Origin of the sequence: Lysobacter sp. 22409 (assembly GCF_052045105.1) — a bacterium.
Lineage (GTDB): Bacteria > Pseudomonadota > Gammaproteobacteria > Xanthomonadales > Xanthomonadaceae > Lysobacter > Lysobacter antibioticus_B.
Map to the genome: position 1 here is coordinate 13,167 of NZ_JBQEOE010000018.1, position 15,132 is coordinate 28,298.

General features: G+C 66.8%; 17 protein-coding genes. 6 read left to right on the top strand and 11 right to left on the bottom strand.

The genetic code is table 11. The features are described from left to right. Positions 1–581 precede the first annotated feature (581 nt). From rraA to ACTJJK_RS11265, 3 genes are all read right to left on the bottom strand, one after another. Positions 582–1,055: a ribonuclease E activity regulator RraA gene (gene rraA / locus ACTJJK_RS11255; RefSeq protein WP_440730227.1), complete on the bottom strand. Its 474-nt coding sequence runs from the start codon at positions 1,053–1,055 to the stop codon at positions 582–584. After that, positions 1,052–1,732: a ribulose-phosphate 3-epimerase gene (gene rpe, locus ACTJJK_RS11260; protein ID WP_036149824.1), complete on the bottom strand. Its 681-nt coding sequence runs from the start codon at positions 1,730–1,732 to the stop codon at positions 1,052–1,054. The genes rraA and rpe overlap by 4 nt, the downstream gene beginning before the upstream one ends. A 68-nt stretch (positions 1,733–1,800) precedes the next feature. Then, entirely contained in the window at positions 1,801–2,136 is a 336-nt protein-coding gene (locus tag ACTJJK_RS11265) for a J domain-containing protein (RefSeq protein ID WP_057916833.1), read from the bottom strand. Between the two features lie 196 nt (positions 2,137–2,332). Here ACTJJK_RS11265 and ACTJJK_RS11270 point away from each other — a divergent pair, with 196 nt between their 5' ends. The 3 genes from ACTJJK_RS11270 (at position 2,333) to ACTJJK_RS11280 (ending at position 4,355) form a co-directional block, all read left to right on the top strand. Next, the gene (locus ACTJJK_RS11270) at positions 2,333–3,262 is read left to right on the top strand and encodes a phosphoribosylaminoimidazolesuccinocarboxamide synthase (RefSeq protein WP_440730228.1); all 930 of its coding nucleotides are present in this window, start codon (positions 2,333–2,335) and stop codon (positions 3,260–3,262) included. A 210-nt stretch (positions 3,263–3,472) separates the two neighbouring features. Next, positions 3,473–3,808 carry a DMT family transporter gene (locus ACTJJK_RS11275; protein WP_031374181.1) on the top strand — a complete coding sequence of 112 codons (336 nt, stop codon included), beginning with the start codon at positions 3,473–3,475 and terminating at the stop codon, positions 3,806–3,808. A 55-nt stretch (positions 3,809–3,863) separates the two neighbouring features. Continuing rightward, the gene (locus ACTJJK_RS11280; protein WP_031374180.1) at positions 3,864–4,355 is read left to right on the top strand and encodes an Mpo1 family 2-hydroxy fatty acid dioxygenase; all 492 of its coding nucleotides are present in this window, start codon (positions 3,864–3,866) and stop codon (positions 4,353–4,355) included. 135 nt (positions 4,356–4,490) lie between these two features. Here ACTJJK_RS11280 and ACTJJK_RS11285 read toward each other — a convergent pair whose 3' ends face one another. After that, positions 4,491–4,919: a hypothetical protein gene (locus ACTJJK_RS11285; RefSeq protein WP_440730229.1), complete on the bottom strand. Its 429-nt coding sequence runs from the start codon at positions 4,917–4,919 to the stop codon at positions 4,491–4,493. Between the two features lie 70 nt (positions 4,920–4,989). Here ACTJJK_RS11285 and ACTJJK_RS11290 point away from each other — a divergent pair, with 70 nt between their 5' ends. Further along, positions 4,990–5,877, top strand: coding sequence for a DMT family transporter (locus ACTJJK_RS11290; protein WP_440730230.1), 888 nt, complete (start codon positions 4,990–4,992; stop codon positions 5,875–5,877). A gap of 888 nt (positions 5,878–6,765) precedes the next feature. Here ACTJJK_RS11290 and ACTJJK_RS11295 read toward each other — a convergent pair. The 7 genes from ACTJJK_RS11295 to hppD form a co-directional block, all read right to left on the bottom strand. Next, a complete protein-coding gene (locus ACTJJK_RS11295) occupies positions 6,766–7,632 on the bottom strand; it encodes an SDR family oxidoreductase (protein ID WP_031374098.1) in 867 nt (288 codons plus the stop codon). 4 nt (positions 7,633–7,636) lie between these two features. Further along, on the bottom strand, positions 7,637–8,863 hold the full coding sequence (gene nhaA, locus ACTJJK_RS11300; protein WP_440730231.1) for a Na+/H+ antiporter NhaA: 1,227 nt from the start codon (positions 8,861–8,863) through the stop codon (positions 7,637–7,639). A 47-nt stretch (positions 8,864–8,910) separates the two neighbouring features. Next, entirely contained in the window at positions 8,911–9,924 is a 1,014-nt protein-coding gene (locus ACTJJK_RS11305; protein WP_440730232.1) for a sodium:calcium antiporter, read from the bottom strand. A 99-nt stretch (positions 9,925–10,023) separates the two neighbouring features. After that, positions 10,024–10,656, bottom strand: coding sequence for a lectin (locus ACTJJK_RS11310; RefSeq protein ID WP_223619660.1), 633 nt, complete (start codon positions 10,654–10,656; stop codon positions 10,024–10,026). 154 nt (positions 10,657–10,810) lie between these two features. Beyond that, positions 10,811–12,136: a homogentisate 1,2-dioxygenase gene (gene hmgA, locus ACTJJK_RS11315; protein WP_440730267.1), complete on the bottom strand. Its 1,326-nt coding sequence runs from the start codon at positions 12,134–12,136 to the stop codon at positions 10,811–10,813. Positions 12,137–12,279: 143 nt separating this feature from the next. Next, positions 12,280–12,780: a hypothetical protein gene (locus tag ACTJJK_RS11320; protein WP_152566416.1), complete on the bottom strand. Its 501-nt coding sequence runs from the start codon at positions 12,778–12,780 to the stop codon at positions 12,280–12,282. 38 nt (positions 12,781–12,818) lie between these two features. Next, complete coding sequence (hppD, locus tag ACTJJK_RS11325; protein WP_440730233.1) at positions 12,819–13,910, bottom strand: 4-hydroxyphenylpyruvate dioxygenase; 1,092 nt, start codon at positions 13,908–13,910, stop codon at positions 12,819–12,821. 98 nt (positions 13,911–14,008) lie between these two features. On the opposite strand from hppD, the gene ACTJJK_RS11330 reads away from it, so the two are divergent. Next, complete coding sequence (locus ACTJJK_RS11330; RefSeq protein WP_440730234.1) at positions 14,009–14,566, top strand: MarR family winged helix-turn-helix transcriptional regulator; 558 nt, start codon at positions 14,009–14,011, stop codon at positions 14,564–14,566. A 313-nt stretch (positions 14,567–14,879) separates the two neighbouring features. Beyond that, positions 14,880–15,132, top strand: a 253-nt coding sequence (locus tag ACTJJK_RS11335) for a hypothetical protein (protein ID WP_440730235.1), incomplete at its 3' end; no start/stop codon positions are given.

Below are 15,132 nucleotides of genomic sequence, written 5' to 3' on the forward strand. Positions count from 1 at the left end.
ACCTTTCTTTTGTTGCTTATGACAAAAGAAAGTAACCCGCCGCTTTAGTGGCGGAAGCTTTTGGCGTTTGATCTAGATCTTGATCTTGCTCGAGCGATACACCGCGAGACCGAAACGACGCGGTCGCGGCTCGCGCCGCTCCTACCCTGGGGCTCTAGCCGGCAGCGGCGCGAGATTTAGGCGTCGCGGTCGCGGCTCACGCCGCTCCTACAGGGGTGGATTCGCGACACTCTCTCCTTCAAGCAAGTGCAGAGCTTCCGTCCGCTAACGCGGCCGGGTTACTTTCTTTTGCTAAGCCCAAAAGAAAGGTAACCAAAGAAAAGGGCTCTCCTTGCAAGGGCACAGGCCACGAGTGCGATGCTAGCGCCGGGATTTTTCGATAAGACGTCCCTGTCTTATCGGAAAACGCCGCACGTCCTGTGCGGCGCCCTCCGGGTCTACGGTTGACCGGCAAAGCGGCAAAGCAGTTCAAAGAACAAAGCAAGCCGACCGTTCGTAACGACGATCTTCGTCACGACGCCACGAACGTCTGCAGACACGATTTACACCGTTGCCATTTCGCCATGGCGGGCATCAGCGCCTCAGCGCAAAACTTCGTCCGCCAACACCACCCCATCCTCATCCGCACACAGCCAATCCCCCGGTCGGATCACCAGGCCGCCGATCTCGACCACGACGTCGCGTGCGCCCTGGCCGAGTTTGTCGGTCTTGCGCGGGCAGGTGCCCAGCGCCTTGACGCCGAGCTCCATCGCACCGATCGCGCCGCTGTCGCGGATCGCGCCGTAGACGACCACACCGGCCCAACCGTTCTCGACCGCCTTGGCCGCCAATAGATCGCCGAGCATCGCGCGGCGCATCGAGCCGCCGCCGTCGATCACCAGCACGCGGCCGTTGCCGGCTTCGGCCACCGCTTCGCGCACCAGCGAATTGTCTTCGTAGGCCTTGATCGTGCTGACCAAACCGTCGAACGCCAGGCGCCCACCGTAGTCGCGCAAGGGCAGGTCCAATATGCGAACCCGTGCCTCATGCAGATCGCACAGGTCGCAGGTGTTCATCCGCGTACCGCCGCGACCGCCGCCTTCATCTTGCCGATCACTTCGGCGTAGTCGGGTGCGTTGAACACCGCCGAACCGGCGACGAAAGTGTCGGCGCCCGCCGCGGCGATCTCGGCGATGTTGTCGGTCTTGACGCCACCATCGATCTCGAGCCGGATCGCGCGGCCGCTGTTGTCGATGCGCTCGCGCACGCGGCGCAGCTTGTCCAACGCCGAGGGAATGAAGCTCTGGCCGCCGAAGCCCGGGTTGACCGACATCAGCAGCACCAGGTCCAGGTCTTCGAGCACCCAGTCGAGCACTTCGATCGGGGTCGCCGGGTTCAGCACCAGGCCGGCCTGGCAGCCGTGCGACTTAATCAGCTGGATCGTGCGGTGCACGTGGCCGCTGGCTTCGGGATGGAAGCTGATGATGCTGGCGCCGGCCTTGGCGAAGTCGGGGACGATGCGGTCGACCGGTTCGACCATCAGGTGCACGTCGATCGGCGCGGTCACGCCGTGCTTGCGCAGCGCCTCGCAGATCATCGGGCCAATGGTCAGGTTCGGTACGTAATGGTTGTCCATGACGTCGAAATGGACCCAGTCGGCGCCGGCCTTGAGGACGTTGTCGACCTCCTCGCCGAGCTTGGCGAAGTTGGCCGAGAGGATCGAAGGGGCGATGACGGTGGATTGCAGGGACATGCGACAGGGCCGGTACGGACAGGCGGCCATTGTCGCCTCCCCCAGCCGGGGGGCCAAGCGCGGACGGATCAGCGGCGCTGGCGCAGGGTCTTGATGCGGTCGTAGGCGCGGTTGATCTCGCGGGCGCGCTGCTCGGCCTGGCTGCGCAGTTCCGGGGCGGCCTGGGTGACCCGGTCGGGGTGGTACTGCGCCATCAGCCGGCGGTAGGCCTGGTCGACCTCGCTGTCGCTGGCGTCGGTGGTCAGGCCCAGCACCGCATAGGGGTTGTCGCCGCGCAGCTTGAACCAGTCGGTATCGAAGGCGTGACCGATCAGCAGGCCGATAATGGCCCCCAGGAAGGGGTTGCCGCGCAGCAGCGCCGCGCCGGCGAAGAAACCCAGCAATTTGCCGTACCAGCGCTTCATCCGCGCCCATCGTCCCGGGCCGTTCGCGGCCCGTCCAGGCCCCTGCGGGCCGCCGGACCCCAGTCTACCTGCACGCGGACGCCAGCCGGCGTACACTGCCCGGCCCCGTCGCGCCTGCGCGCGCGAGCCGTCCGGCTCCGGCGGCGCGAAGCGATGGGGGGAATCATCTATGCCGCCGCCATCAGGGGTCCCCACGTTGACGACCACACTGCTGCAATCCGAACTGCCCGGCCTGCCCTTGCGCCACCGCGGCAAGGTCCGCGATGTCTTCGACCTTCCGGCCGATCGCCTGCCCGCGGGCGCCGCCCCGGGCGGCGACTGTCTGTTGATGGTCGCCACCGACCGCCTCAGCGCGTTCGACGTCGTGCTGCCCGACCCGATCCCGGGCAAGGGCGAGATGCTCTGCCAGATCAGCAACTTCTGGTTCGGCAAGACCGCGCACATCATTCCCAACCACCTGACCGGGATCGACGTCGCCGCCGTGCTGCCCGCGGGCGTCGACGCCCGCCTCTACGCCAAGCGCACGGTCGTGACCAAACGGCTCAAGCCGGTGCCGATCGAGTGCATCGCACGCGGTTATCTGATCGGCAGCGGCTGGAAGGATTACCAGCGCACCGGCCGGGTCAGCGGCATCGCCCTGCCGAGCGGCCTGCGCCAGGCCGAGCAATTGCCCGAGCCGATCTTCACCCCCTCGACCAAGGCCGCCGTCGGCGACCACGACGAGAACATCGACTTCGACACCGCCGTGCGCACGGTCGGCGCCGGGCTCGCCGAAGCGGTGCGCGATGCGACCCTGCGCCTGTACCGCTACGCCGCCGACTACGCGGCCGAGCGCGGCATCCTGCTGGCCGACACCAAGTTCGAGTTCGGCACCGATGCCGACGGCCGTCTCTACGTCATGGACGAAATGCTGACGCCGGACTCTTCGCGCTATTGGCCCGCCGACCAGTACCAGGTCGGCACCAGCCCGCCGAGCTACGACAAGCAGTTCGTGCGCGATTACCTGGAGACGCTGGGCTGGGACAAGACCCCGCCGGGTCCGAACCTGCCGCCCGAAGTGATCGAGCGCACCCGCGCGAAGTACGCCGAGGCGTTGCAGAAACTCGCCGGCATCTCGATCGACTGACACCCCGCCGGCCCGCACACGCGGGCCGGTTCGGTTTTAAGCGCGCCGCACCGGGGCCTGCCCGGCCAATCGCGTGCGCAGGCGCGGCCAACCTGCAGGCGCGCGCCTCATGCGCCGCGCGATCCGCGCCACACTCAGGGCCCGTCCACGGATTCAGCCCTGCCGCCATGCGCGTTACCCTTGCCCGATCTTCTCTCTCGCGAGAACCGCATGAATATCGGCTACCTGTACCTGACCATCGCGATCGCCGCCGAAGTGGTGGCGACCAGCGCGCTCAAGGCCTCCGAAGGCTTCACCCGCACCGTCCCCTCGCTGATCGTCGGCATCGGCTACGCCACCGCGTTCTATTTCCTCTCGCTGGTGCTGCGCACGGTGCCGGTCGGCGTCGCCTATGCGATCTGGTCGGGCGTCGGCATCGTCCTGATCGCCGCGATCGGCTGGCTGTTCATGAAGCAGACCCTGGACGCCGGCGCGCTCGCCGGCATCGGTCTGATCGTGGCGGGGGTGGCGGTGATCCAGCTATTCTCGAAGTCCGCGGCCCACTAGCCGCAGGCCCCCACCCGCGGACAGCGCGTCCGCCCCGCCGCAACGGGAGTCGACCATGAGCACCGTCGCCGAGTCGTCGTCGCAACGCCCCATCGATCGCTGGTTCGCCAGTTATTCCGGCGACCATCGCAACGCCACCAACCAGCGCATCCACGTCGTCGCGGTGCCGGCGATCCTGTGGAGCGTGATCGCCTTGCTGTGGTGCATCCCCGCCCCGGGCACGTACTTCCGCCCGGGCGCCTGGGCCGCGCTGGCGATGTTCGCCGCACTGCTGTTCTATTACCGCGCCTCGCGCAAACTCGGCTTCGGCATGCTGGTGCAGTTCGTGGTGTTGTCGCTGATCGCGCACTGGATCGCGCAGAGCTTCGGCATCACCGTGCTGCTGTACACCGCCATCGCCGTGTTCGTGGTGGCCTGGATCGCCCAGTTCATCGGCCACAAGATCGAAGGCAAGAAGCCGAGCTTCTTCACCGACCTGACTTATCTGCTGATCGGCCCGGCCTGGGTGCTGTCGAAGCTGTACCGCAAATTCGGCTGGTCGTACTGATCGAGCAAGAGGGCGTCCGTTGCTTCTGGGTAGGGCGGCGCGAGCCGCGACCGCGTCGTATCGACGACGTCGTCAGCCATGGTTTGCGGTCGTATGGCGCCCTCTAACCTCGGGCCGGATCGGCATCCCGACGCATCACAGGTAATAACGGCCCAGCAAATAAACGCATAACCCCGCCTGCGCCCACAGCACCACGCAGGTCGCCGCCGACACCGGCAAGGCCCGCGACCAGCTCAGGCGCACCCCGTCGGGGCCGGGCAGATGGATACGCACGCTGAAAGCCAAGGCCAGGCAGGACAGCACGAACGCGATCGCCGCGAACGGCCAGCCGGAGCTGGCGGCCTGCCCGTGCAGGACGATCATCGCCGTCACCGCCAGCATCGCCCACAGCACCAGCGCGAACACCACCGACCACAGCGCCGCGCCATAGGCTGGCCGTGCCTTGACCAGGTGCGATACCCAGCCGCGCAACAGCCACGCACTCGGCATCAGCCAGAACACCAAGGCCGCGATCGCCAACATCCCCCAGACGAACGGGCCCGCAGTCTGCAACGCATACTTCACAATGCTTCTCCCGTCACGCCATTCGCGACCCGCTCGAGCGGCCGTCACGATAGCCCAATCGACCTCCCCCATGCCTGTTCGCGACATCGTCCTGTTGCTGCTCGTCGTCCTGTCCTGGGCGCTGAACTTCCTGACCTCGGCCTATGCGCTGCGCGAGATCCCGCCGTTGCTGTTCACCGGCCTGCGTTTCGCCCTGCTCGCCCTGCCGCTGGCGTTCTTCGTCAAACGCCCGGCGCCGGGCCAATGGCCGCGCCTGATCGCGGTTTGCCTGTGCATCGGCGTGCTGCATTTCGGCCTGAGCTTCAGCGCGCTCAAAGCCGCCGGCGACCTGTCCTCGCCGGCCATCGTGTTGCAGAGCTATGTCCCGATGACCGCGGTACTGGCCTGGTGGCTGCTCGGCGAACGCTTCGCCTGGCGCACCGGCGTGGCGATCGGCCTGAGTTTCGCCGGCGTGCTGGTGCTCGGCTTCGACCCGCTGGTGCTCGACAAGCCGATGGCGGTGGTGCTGATGCTGATCTCGGCCGCGTTCCTGGCCCTGGGCACGGTGCTGATGAAAGGCCTGCGCGGCCTCGACGCTTACAGCCAGCAAGGCTGGACCGCGCTGATCGCGGTGCTGCCGCTGATCGGTCTCAGCGTCGCCTTCGAGCCCGGCGGCCTCGCCGCACTCGGCTCGGTGAGCTGGGTCGCCTGGCTTGGCGTGGTCTATGCCGCGTTCGTCTCGTCGCTGCTCGGCCACGGCCTGTACTACGTGCTGGTGCAACGCCACCCGGTCGCCAAGGTCACCCCCTGGCTACTGCTGGTACCGGTGTTCGCCATCGCCCTAGGCGTCGCCTTCTGGGGCGACCGCCCCGGTCCGCGCCTGTGGATCGGCGGCGCCATGGTGCTGGGCGGCGTGCTGATCATCGCCCTGCGGTCGCTGGCGAAATCGCGTACGCCGGTGCCGGCTACGGATGCGTGAGCAAAGGGATGGGAGCGGCGTCCTACTGGATTTCCTTCGGTCACAAGCCGCGACCGCAGGATGCGCAGCAATGGCATCGCCGTCGTCATCGATCGAAGCGGCGTGCTGTCGCGGGGTAGGAGCGGCGCAAGCCGCGACCGCGTCGTTTCGGTCTCGCGGCGAATGAACCAAGCAAGATCAGGATCAAACGCCAAGAGCTTCCGCCACTAAAGCGGCGGGTTACTTTCTTTTGTCATAAGCAACAAAAGAAAGGTAACCAAAGAAAAATGCTTTTCTTTGAATCACCTGCCCGCACGATCGGTGCCAACGCAGGGCTTTTTCATACGGGACATCCCTGTCCCGATGAAAAACGGCCCGCATCCATGCGGGCCGCCCTTCGGGTCTTCTATGGCCTTCGCTAGTGCGAAGCGACGCACAGCAACAGCAACAGCAACAGCAACAGCGCCGTTGCTGTTACTGTTGCTGTTGCTGTTGCTGTTGCTGTGAAAAGCCTGGCGCAGTTCCGATCTAGCGATGCAACTGTAGACCCGGAGGGCGGCGCACAGGACGTGCGCCGTTTTTCGATAAGACAGGGATGTCTTATCGAAAAATCCCGGCGCGCGCTGTGTACTCGCAGGGGAGCTTCGTCAAGGAAAGCCCTTTTCTTTGGTTACCTTTCTTTTGGGCCAGCAAAAGAAAGTAACCCGGCCGCGTTAGCGGGCGGAAGCTTTGCTATTGCTATTGCTATTGCTATTGCAGTTGCAGTTGCAGTTGCAGTTGCAGTTGCAGTTGCTTCATTGCACTGCGGCAAGAAACGCTGCAACCGCCACGACGCGGTCGCGGCTTGCGCCGCTCCTACCCTAACGGGCTGCGGCCCGCATCGGCGCAAGATTGATGCGGCGCGCGCGACTACTCCCGCGGCGGCTCGAACATCTCCGCGCTCGGCCGGAATGCCCGCGGCGCATAGCCGAAATCGCGCTGCGCCGGACCCGCGTCGAAGGTCATGTCGCCGCGCATGCGCCGCACCGCGGCTTCGCCGAGGCCCGAGGCGCGGCCGGTGGCCTGCGCGGCAAGCAACGCGAGGTTGAACAGCGGCGACGGCAGCTCGATCAGGCGCACCGGCGGGCGCAGACAGGCCAGGGTGCGCGCGACCATGTCGCGATAGCTCAGCACTTCGCCGCCGGGCACGGCATAGACCTGGCCGAAGGTCGCCGGCACGTCGAGCACGGCGAAGGCGGCATCGGCGAGGTCGTCGACGTGCACCGGCTGACGCAGGCCATTGGCGCCGCGCGGCAAGGGGAAGTAACGAAGGCGGCGCGCCAGTTGCGCGATCCGGGTCAGGGTGGCGTCGCGGCCGGCACCGTAGATCAGGGTCGGGCGCAACACGGTCACCGCATCGTTGCGCGGCACCGCCGCTGCGAACAAGGCGGCCTCGCCCTCGCGCAGTTCCTGGGCGACCCGGCGCTCGTCGGCATCGGCCGAACCGCGCTTGGTCTCGGCGCTGGTCGAGCCGAACGCGACCACGCGCGAGGCCTCGATGCCCGATTGTTCGTACCACTTGGCGAACTTCAGCAGCGGACCGCAGCTGAAGATCGCATCGACGCGCGCCGGCAACGCCGGCATCGACGACAGATCGCCCTGCAGCCAATGCAAGCCGGGGCGGTCGTGCTGCTCGTGGCGCGAGATCCCGGTGACCCGCCATCCGGCGTGATACAGCCGTTGCAGCAAGGGCACGCCGATCTGGCCGCTGCCCCCCAAAACCAAAGCGTGTTTCATGCGTTCAGCCCTGCGCACTCCGCGCCGGCAGCACCGCGCGCAACCAGAAATAACCGACCACCGCCGACAACAGCGACGCGCCGAGGATGCCGAGCACGGCCTCTTCGTAACGCAACGGGTCTTGGTAGGCCAACGAAGCGATGAACAAACTCATCGTAAAACCGATGCCGCACATCAAACCCAGGCCGATCATCGCGCGCAGGTCCATGCCGGCGGGGAACCGGGCCCAGCCGAGCACGCGCATCAGCAACGCCGCGCCGACGATGCCGACCGGCTTGCCGACCACCAGGCCCAGCACGATGCCCATCGGCAGCGCCGCGGTCGCGTCTTCGAGCTTGACCCCGCTCAGCGACAGGCCGGCGTTGACGAAGGCGAACAACGGCAGGATCGCGTAGGCCACCCACGGGTGCAGCGCGTGTTCCAGGGTTTCCAGCGGCGAATGCTCGTGCTCGTCGTCGATCGCATTGCGCTTGTCGACGTGCGGGATCATCAGGCCGGTGGCGACGCCGGCCAGGGTCGCATGCACGCCGGACTTCAGCACGCACACCCACAACACCACGCCGAGCGCGAGATACGGCCCCAGCGAGGTCACGCCGCGGCGATTGAGCACCCACATGGCGGCCAGCGCCACCGCCGCCCACATCAGCGCGGTGACCGACAGGCCGTGCGAATAGAAGAAGGCGATGATCAGGATCGCGATCAGGTCGTCGACCACCGCGATCGTCGACAGCAGCAGCTTCATCGCCACCGGCACACGCGAACCGAGCAGGGCCAGCACGCCGAGTGCGAAGGCGATGTCGGTCGCGGTCGGCACCGCCCAGCCGCGCATCGCGGCGGCGTCGCCGCGGTTGAGCGCGGCGAACAGCAGGGCCGGCACGATCACGCCGGCGGCGGCGCAGACCATCGGCAGCACCAGTTGCGAGCGCTCGGCCAATTGGCCGCTGAGGGCCTCGCGCTTGATCTCCAGGGCGACGACCAGGAAGAAGACCGCCATCAGGCCGTCGTTGATCCACAGCAACAAGGGCTTGGCGATGTCGAGCGCGCCGATGCGCACCTGCACCGGGATCTCGCGGAAGGCCTCGTACGCGGCTTGCAGCGGCGAGTTGGCGGCGATCAGGGCCAGCACCGCGGCGACGATGAGGACGATGCCGCCGGCGGCTTCCAGACGGAAGAATTCGCTCAGCGCGCGCAACGCGCGTCGCGGCAAGCGCGTGGGGGTGAGTTCGCTCATCCGGCCATTATATCGACGGCAACGGTCCGCCCCGCGTCAATGGCCGCTCAGCGCAGCAGCATCAGCACTTCGAAGCCGATCCAGCCCAACAGCCCCACGAGCAGGATCGTGCCCTCGCGCTTGCTCACGCGCAGGTCGCCCCGCAGCATCGGGTACAGCATCAGCGCGAACACCGCCGCGGCGGGCAGCTCGAAACGCACGAACGAGGCCGGCAGCGGCACGCTGTGCCAGGCCGCCATGCCGCCGATCACGATCAGCAGATTGAACAGACTCGAGCCGACCACGTGGCCGACGACGATGTCGCCCTGCCCGCGCCGCGCCGCGGCGACCGCGGCCATGGCCTCGGGCAGCGCGGTGCCGATCGCCACCGGCAGCAGACCGGTCAGCAGCGGCGAAAGACCCATCGCGGCACCGATGATGGCCGCATTCGGCGAACCGAAACCGGCCGCCAGCGCCGGCGAGGCGCCGAGGCTCCACAGGCCGTCGCCGCCGATGATCAGATAGGCGCCCAGGTGCATCAGCACCAACGCGATCAGCACCCGCACCAGATTCAGGCCGAGGTGGGTCTGGGTCTGGGCGAAAGCGGCGATGGCGTCCTGCAGCTCCGGCGCCTCGCGACGGGTGCGCGCGATCGCATAGGCGACCACCGCGACGAACGCCAGCAGCATGACGATGCCTTCGACGCGGCTGAGCACGCCGTCCAGGCCCAGGCCGATCACCGCCAGGGTGCCGAGCAACAGCACCAGCAGCAGCGGCGTCAAGGCGCGCCAACGCACCAACAGCGGCGCGGCGAGCGCGGCCAGGCCGAGGGTCAGGCCGAAATTGACTACGTTGCTGCCGACCGCATTGCCGAGCGCGAGCGCCTGCTGGCCGCGCACCACCGCCTGCAGGTTGACCGCGAGTTCCGGCAGCGAGGTGCCGAACGCGACCAACACCAGGCCGGCCGCGAACGGCGAGGCGCCGAAGCGCTGGGCCAGGCCCGAGGCGCCCTTGACGATCGAATCGCCGCCCAGGGCCAGCAGCACCAGGCCGAGTACGAATAAGCCGACGGCTTCGAACATGACGATCATCCCCTTGCGGTCAATGGCCGATTCTATGCTCAGGCCGGGCCTGGTTGCGCTTTCGCCGCCTCGCGGCGGCCGCTTCGTTCGTTGCCGGCCTCAGGAGCAGCCTTCGACATAGTCGACCTGCGGCGGCACGCCGATGCGCCAGGCGGTGACCTTGCCGGCGGCATCGGTCTCGAACACCAGGGCGCCGGCACCGCCGCCGGCGTCGCCGATGCGTAGATTCTTGCCGCCGTCGACGTACTTGTGCGGCTGCTCCTCGACCCGGCCGGCGTAGAGCTTGCGGATCTCGTCCGCGCTCATGCCGCGCTTGCCGCCGCCGGGCGCGGTCTCCTTGTCGTTGCCGACGTCGACGCGGGCGAACTTGCCGTTCTCGATCATGAAACCGAACTCGGCCGCGTTCTGCGCCCAGATCGGCCTCAGGTAGTAGCAACCGCCGTCGGCCGCGGCCTCGCCCTTGAGCTCGCCGCCCCAGGCCTTCCTGGCGTCCTCGGCGCTCATGCCGAAACGCAGGTCGCCGTAGCCGTCGAAGCGCGCCAGGGTGTCGCTCGCGGGTGGCGTTACGGCCGGTGCGGTCGCCGGCGGCACGTCTTCGACGGGTTGATCGTTGGCCGGCGGGGTCTGCGCCGTCGCGGTGTCGTTCGGGCCGGCGGCCTCGCGCTGGCAGGCGCTCAAGGCCAGCGCCAGCAACAGGGTGGGCAACACGACGGGGAGTGGCAAACGCTTCATCGGCAGGACTCCGGCGCGCGGGGCGCGGTTCGGGTGGCCGCTGCAGCCTAGCCGTTTTGCGTGAATGCGGTGCGAAACGCCGATCTGCGGCGGCAGCCGCGCGAACGCCCTCGCGCGGCCGGGCAGCGCGGAGGGCGAACGATGAGGTCCGCGATCAGTCGCGCTTGCTCGGGTCGAAGTGCTTGCGCAAGCCGGCCCAGCAGGCCTGGTAGTCGCGCTGGCGATGCGCGGCGTCGAAGGCTTGCGCGGCCGGACGGATCACCGCGCGCGTCTCGAACATGAAGGCCATGGTGTCGACGATCACGTGCGGCTGCGAGAGGTCCGCAGCCGAGGCCTTTTCGAAGGTCTGCGCATCCGGGCCGTGGCCGGTCATGCAGTTGTGCAGCGACGAGCCGCCGGGCGCGAAGCCGTCGGCCTTGGCGTCGTAGGCGCCGTGGATCAGGCCCATGAACTCGCTGGCGATGTTGCGGTGGAACCACGGCGGCCGGAAGGTGTGCTGGGCCACCAGCCAACGCGGCGGGAAGATCACGAAATCGATGTTGGCCGTGCCGGGCGTGTCGCTCGGCGAGGTCAGCACGGTGAAGATCGACGGGTCGGGATGGTCGAAGCTGATCGAGCCGATGGTGTTGAAGTGGCGCAGATCGTATTTGTACGGCGCGTAGTTGCCGTGCCAGGCGACCACGTCGAGCGGCGAATGGCCGATGTCGGCGCGCCACAGATGGCCCTGGAACTTGGCGACCAGCTCGAACTCGCCCTCGAGGTCCTCGTAGGACGCGTGCGGGGTCAGGAAATCGCGCGGATTGGCCAGACCGTTGGCGCCGATCGGGCCGAGGTCGGGCAAACGCAGCAGGGCGCCGAAGTTCTCGCAGACATAACCGCGCGAGGGGCCGTCGAGCAGTTCGACACGGAAGCGCACGCCGCGCGGGATCACCGCGACTTCCAGCGGTTCGACTTCGAGCGCGCCGAACTCGGTGGCGACCAACAAACGGCCCTGCTGCGGCACGATCAGCAACTCGCCGTCGGCGCTGTAGAAATAGCGTCCCTCCATCGAACGGTTGGCGGCATACAAGTGGATGCCGCAACCGTGCTGGCCCGCCGGCGAGCCGTTGCCGGCCATCGTATACAGGCCGTCGACGAAATCGGTCGCCGCCTCGGGCAGCGGCAACGGGTCCCAGCGCAGTTGGTCGGGCGAGACCGGGCCGTTGCCGAAGTCGTTATGGAAACGCGGCTGGCCGTAGGGCGCGAAGGTGCCGTGCATGGCCGCCGGACGAATGCGGTACAGCCAGCTGCGACGGTTCTCCTTGCGCGGCGCGGTGAACGCAGTACCGCTGAGCTGCTCGGCATACAGCCCGAACGCCGCGCGCTGCGGCGAGTTCTGCCCCTGCGGCAGGGCGCCGGCGACGGCCTCGCTGGCGAATTCGTTGCCGAAGCCGCTCATGTAGCCGCGCGGACGCTGGCGTTGGGCGTCGGTGCTGGGCATCGGAATCACGTTGTCGATGTCGTTGGCTGCGGTGCTCATACGGGCTCGCTATGCGGTAGGGCGCCACCATTGGTCGGGGCGCAGATCGGATCGGTGCGGCGGCGGAGCGGTGTCTGCAACGGTACGGCGCGGGCGGCGCGGCGTTACATGATCGCGCGCAGCCCCAGCGAGCGCTGGGTCGAGCGTTCGATCCTCAGCGCCAGCTCGGTGGCGAGCTCCAGCACCCGTGCGCTGTCCTTGCGCCAGACCAGCAGGGCGTGCAGGTTCTCGCTGAAAGTGTCTTCGAGCAGCATCAATTCGTAACCGCCGCCGTCGACGCCGCGCTCGGCCAGCAGCGGGTCCAGCCAGGCGAAATACTCGTCCGGCAGGAACCACCGCCCGTCGGCATGACGCGGGAAATCCGCCAGGGGCTCGGCGAAGAAATCGCTGATCTGCTCGTGCACCTCGTCGATCTTGTCGCCGACGGCGATGTGATCCATCAGCTTGAACACGAGCGCGTTCTGCATCAGCTCTTCCGGCGAGGGATCCACGATCCAGTCCAGATCGGGATCCTCCGCCGCGCCGTCGATCGCGGCCACCAGCGATTGCAGTTCCTCGGGCTCGAGTTCCCGGCAGGTCAACAGATCGACGAGTTCCCTGAGCATGCGCATTCCCTGGCTTGGCCGGCGGTTTTGGTCGGCCGTTATAGTACGCCGCGCTTCATCTGGTCGCGCTCGATGCTCTCGAACAGGGCCTGGAAGTTGCCTTCGCCGAAACCTTCGTTGCCCTTGCGCTGGATGATCTCGAAGAAGATCGGCCCGATCGCGTTCTGGGTGAAGATCTGCAGCAGCTTGCGCTGGTGGGTCTCGCGGTCGGCGTCGATCAGGATCTTGTTCTTGGCCAGGCGAGCGACGTCCTCGCCGTGATTGGGCACGCGCTGGTCGATCACATCGAAATAGGTGTCCGGGGTGTCGAGGAACTCCACGCCCTGGGCGCGCATCGCCTCGACGGTCTCGTAGATGTTGTCGGTGAAACAGGCGATGTGCTGGATGCCCTCGCCCTTGTAGGCGTCCAGGTATTCGTTGATCTGGCTCTTCGGGTCGCTGGACTCGTTGAGCGGGATGCGCACGACGCCGTCCGGCGCGGTCATCGCCTTCGACACCAGGCCGGTCTTGGCGCCCTTGATGTCGAAATAGCGGATCTCGCGGAAATTGAACAGACGCTCGTAATAGTCCGACCACTTCTGCATGTTGCCGAAGTACAGGTTGTGGGTCAGGTGGTCGATGAAGGTCAGGCCGAACCCGGCCGGGTTCTGCTCGGCGCCCGGGATCGGCTCGTAGTCTTCATAGGCCGTGCCCTGGTCGCCGTAACGGTCGACCAGATACAGCATGCAGTCGCCGATGCCCTTGACCACCGGCGAATCGATCGCGCGGGTGTCGGCGCGCTCGCTGACCGCTTCGCCGCCGTTGCCGAGCACGGCCTGGTAAACCTCGTTCGCCGGCTTCTTGAAGCGGATCGCGAAGCCTGCGGCGCAGGGGCCATGCGCCTCGGCGAAGGCCGCGGCGAAGCTGTCGGGCGATTCGTTGACCAGGAAGTTCACCCCGCCCTGGCGGTAGACGGTGATCGGACGTGTCTTGTGGCGCAGCACGGCGCTGAAGCCGAGCTTGCGGAAATAGTCGTGAAGCAGGTCGCTGCGGCCCTTCGGGGCGGCGAACTCGACGAACTCGAACCCGTCGATGCCGAGCGGATTCTCAAACGTGGTGACCTGCATGCCGAGGTTGGGCTGCGCATTCATGGCATTGTTCTCAGGTGGCGGCCGGGTCCGCTGCGGACGGCCTTGTCGAAAGGGTCGTTATAGTTTCACATGAAACCATAAGCAAGGCACAGTGCAACATGAATCGATCTCAATCCGACCCCGATGCCGTCCCCGAATCGGTCCTGTCCGGCCCCCAGACCGCGCCGATCGGCAAGGCCGGCGGGGCGCGCCATGCCGAACTGGACCTGGAACACTTCCTGCCCTACCGCCTCTCGGTCCTGTCCAACCGGGTCAGCAGCGCGATCGCCCGGGTCTATTCCGAGCGCTTCGCCCTCAGCGTGACCGAGTGGCGGGTGATGGCGGTCCTGGGCCGCTACCCCGGCCTGTCGGCCAACGAGGTCGCCCAGCGCACCGCGATGGACAAGGTCGCGGTCAGCCGCGCGGTCGCCCGCTTGATCGAAGCCGGCCGCCTGGAGCGCGACACCCACGACGACGACCGCCGTCGGTCGGTGCTGCAGCTGTCGCTGGACGGCTACAAGATCTACGACGAAGTCGCGCCGATGGCGCTGGCCTTCGAGCAGCGCCTGTTGAACGGCATCGAGGCACCCGAGCGCGAGGCGCTGTTCCGGCTGCTGGATCGTCTCGACGAGTTGGAGATGCAGGCCGAGGCGGAGATGGCGGCGACGACGCGCTAGGCGGGTCGATGTCGTAGGTGGCGGTGGCCTTGGGCCGCGTTGCCGAGTCCCGGTTGCAGGCATCTGGCGCGCTGGAGGGAAGTCGTTGCCGACGTTCTATTGGGCAAGGCGGCCGTTTGCGTGGCGAGCTGGCAAGCCCGCGGTCGCGGCTTGCGCCGCTCCTACCCTGGTACCGGGCGAGCCGTTGCCGTTGCCGTTGCCGTTGCCGTTGCCGTTGCCGTTGCCGTTGCCGAGATTTTGATCTGCTTTGCCGGTCAAATGGAGACCCGGAGGGCGCCGCACAGGACGTGCGGCGTTTTCCGATAGGACATGGATGTCCTATCGGAAAATCCCGGCGACAGCATCGCACTCGTGGCCTGTGCCCTTGCAAGGAAAGCCCTTTTCTTTGGTTACTTTTCTTTTGGGCTTAGCAAAAGAAAGTAACCCGCACCCTTTAGGGGGCGGAAGCTCTGCTCTTGCTTACGGCCTCTTCAAAAACAAGATCAGGATCAAACGCCAAAAGCTTCCGCCACTAAAGCGGCGGGTAACTTTCTTTTGTCTAAAGCAACAAAAGAAAGTCACCAAAG

Coding starts and splice junctions, on each gene's coding strand:
- rraA (WP_440730227.1), bottom strand. CDS start 1,055: ATGAACACCTGCGACCTGTGCGATCTGCATGAGGCACGGGTTCGCATA.
- ACTJJK_RS11305 (WP_440730232.1), bottom strand. CDS start 9,924: ATGTTCGAAGCCGTCGGCTTATTCGTACTCGGCCTGGTGCTGCTGGCC.
- ACTJJK_RS11320 (WP_152566416.1), bottom strand. CDS start 12,780: ATGCTCAGGGAACTCGTCGATCTGTTGACCTGCCGGGAACTCGAGCCC.
- ACTJJK_RS11280 (WP_031374180.1), top strand. CDS start 3,864: ATGAGCACCGTCGCCGAGTCGTCGTCGCAACGCCCCATCGATCGCTGG.
- ACTJJK_RS11330 (WP_440730234.1), top strand. CDS start 14,009: ATGAATCGATCTCAATCCGACCCCGATGCCGTCCCCGAATCGGTCCTG.
- ACTJJK_RS11290 (WP_440730230.1), top strand. CDS start 4,990: ATGCCTGTTCGCGACATCGTCCTGTTGCTGCTCGTCGTCCTGTCCTGG.
- hmgA (WP_440730267.1), bottom strand. CDS start 12,136: ATGCCCAGCACCGACGCCCAACGCCAGCGTCCGCGCGGCTACATGAGC.
- rpe (WP_036149824.1), bottom strand. CDS start 1,732: ATGTCCCTGCAATCCACCGTCATCGCCCCTTCGATCCTCTCGGCCAAC.
- hppD (WP_440730233.1), bottom strand. CDS start 13,910: ATGAATGCGCAGCCCAACCTCGGCATGCAGGTCACCACGTTTGAGAAT.
- ACTJJK_RS11275 (WP_031374181.1), top strand. CDS start 3,473: ATGAATATCGGCTACCTGTACCTGACCATCGCGATCGCCGCCGAAGTG.
- ACTJJK_RS11265 (WP_057916833.1), bottom strand. CDS start 2,136: ATGAAGCGCTGGTACGGCAAATTGCTGGGTTTCTTCGCCGGCGCGGCG.
- ACTJJK_RS11295 (WP_031374098.1), bottom strand. CDS start 7,632: ATGAAACACGCTTTGGTTTTGGGGGGCAGCGGCCAGATCGGCGTGCCC.
- ACTJJK_RS11310 (WP_223619660.1), bottom strand. CDS start 10,656: ATGAAGCGTTTGCCACTCCCCGTCGTGTTGCCCACCCTGTTGCTGGCG.
- nhaA (WP_440730231.1), bottom strand. CDS start 8,863: ATGAGCGAACTCACCCCCACGCGCTTGCCGCGACGCGCGTTGCGCGCG.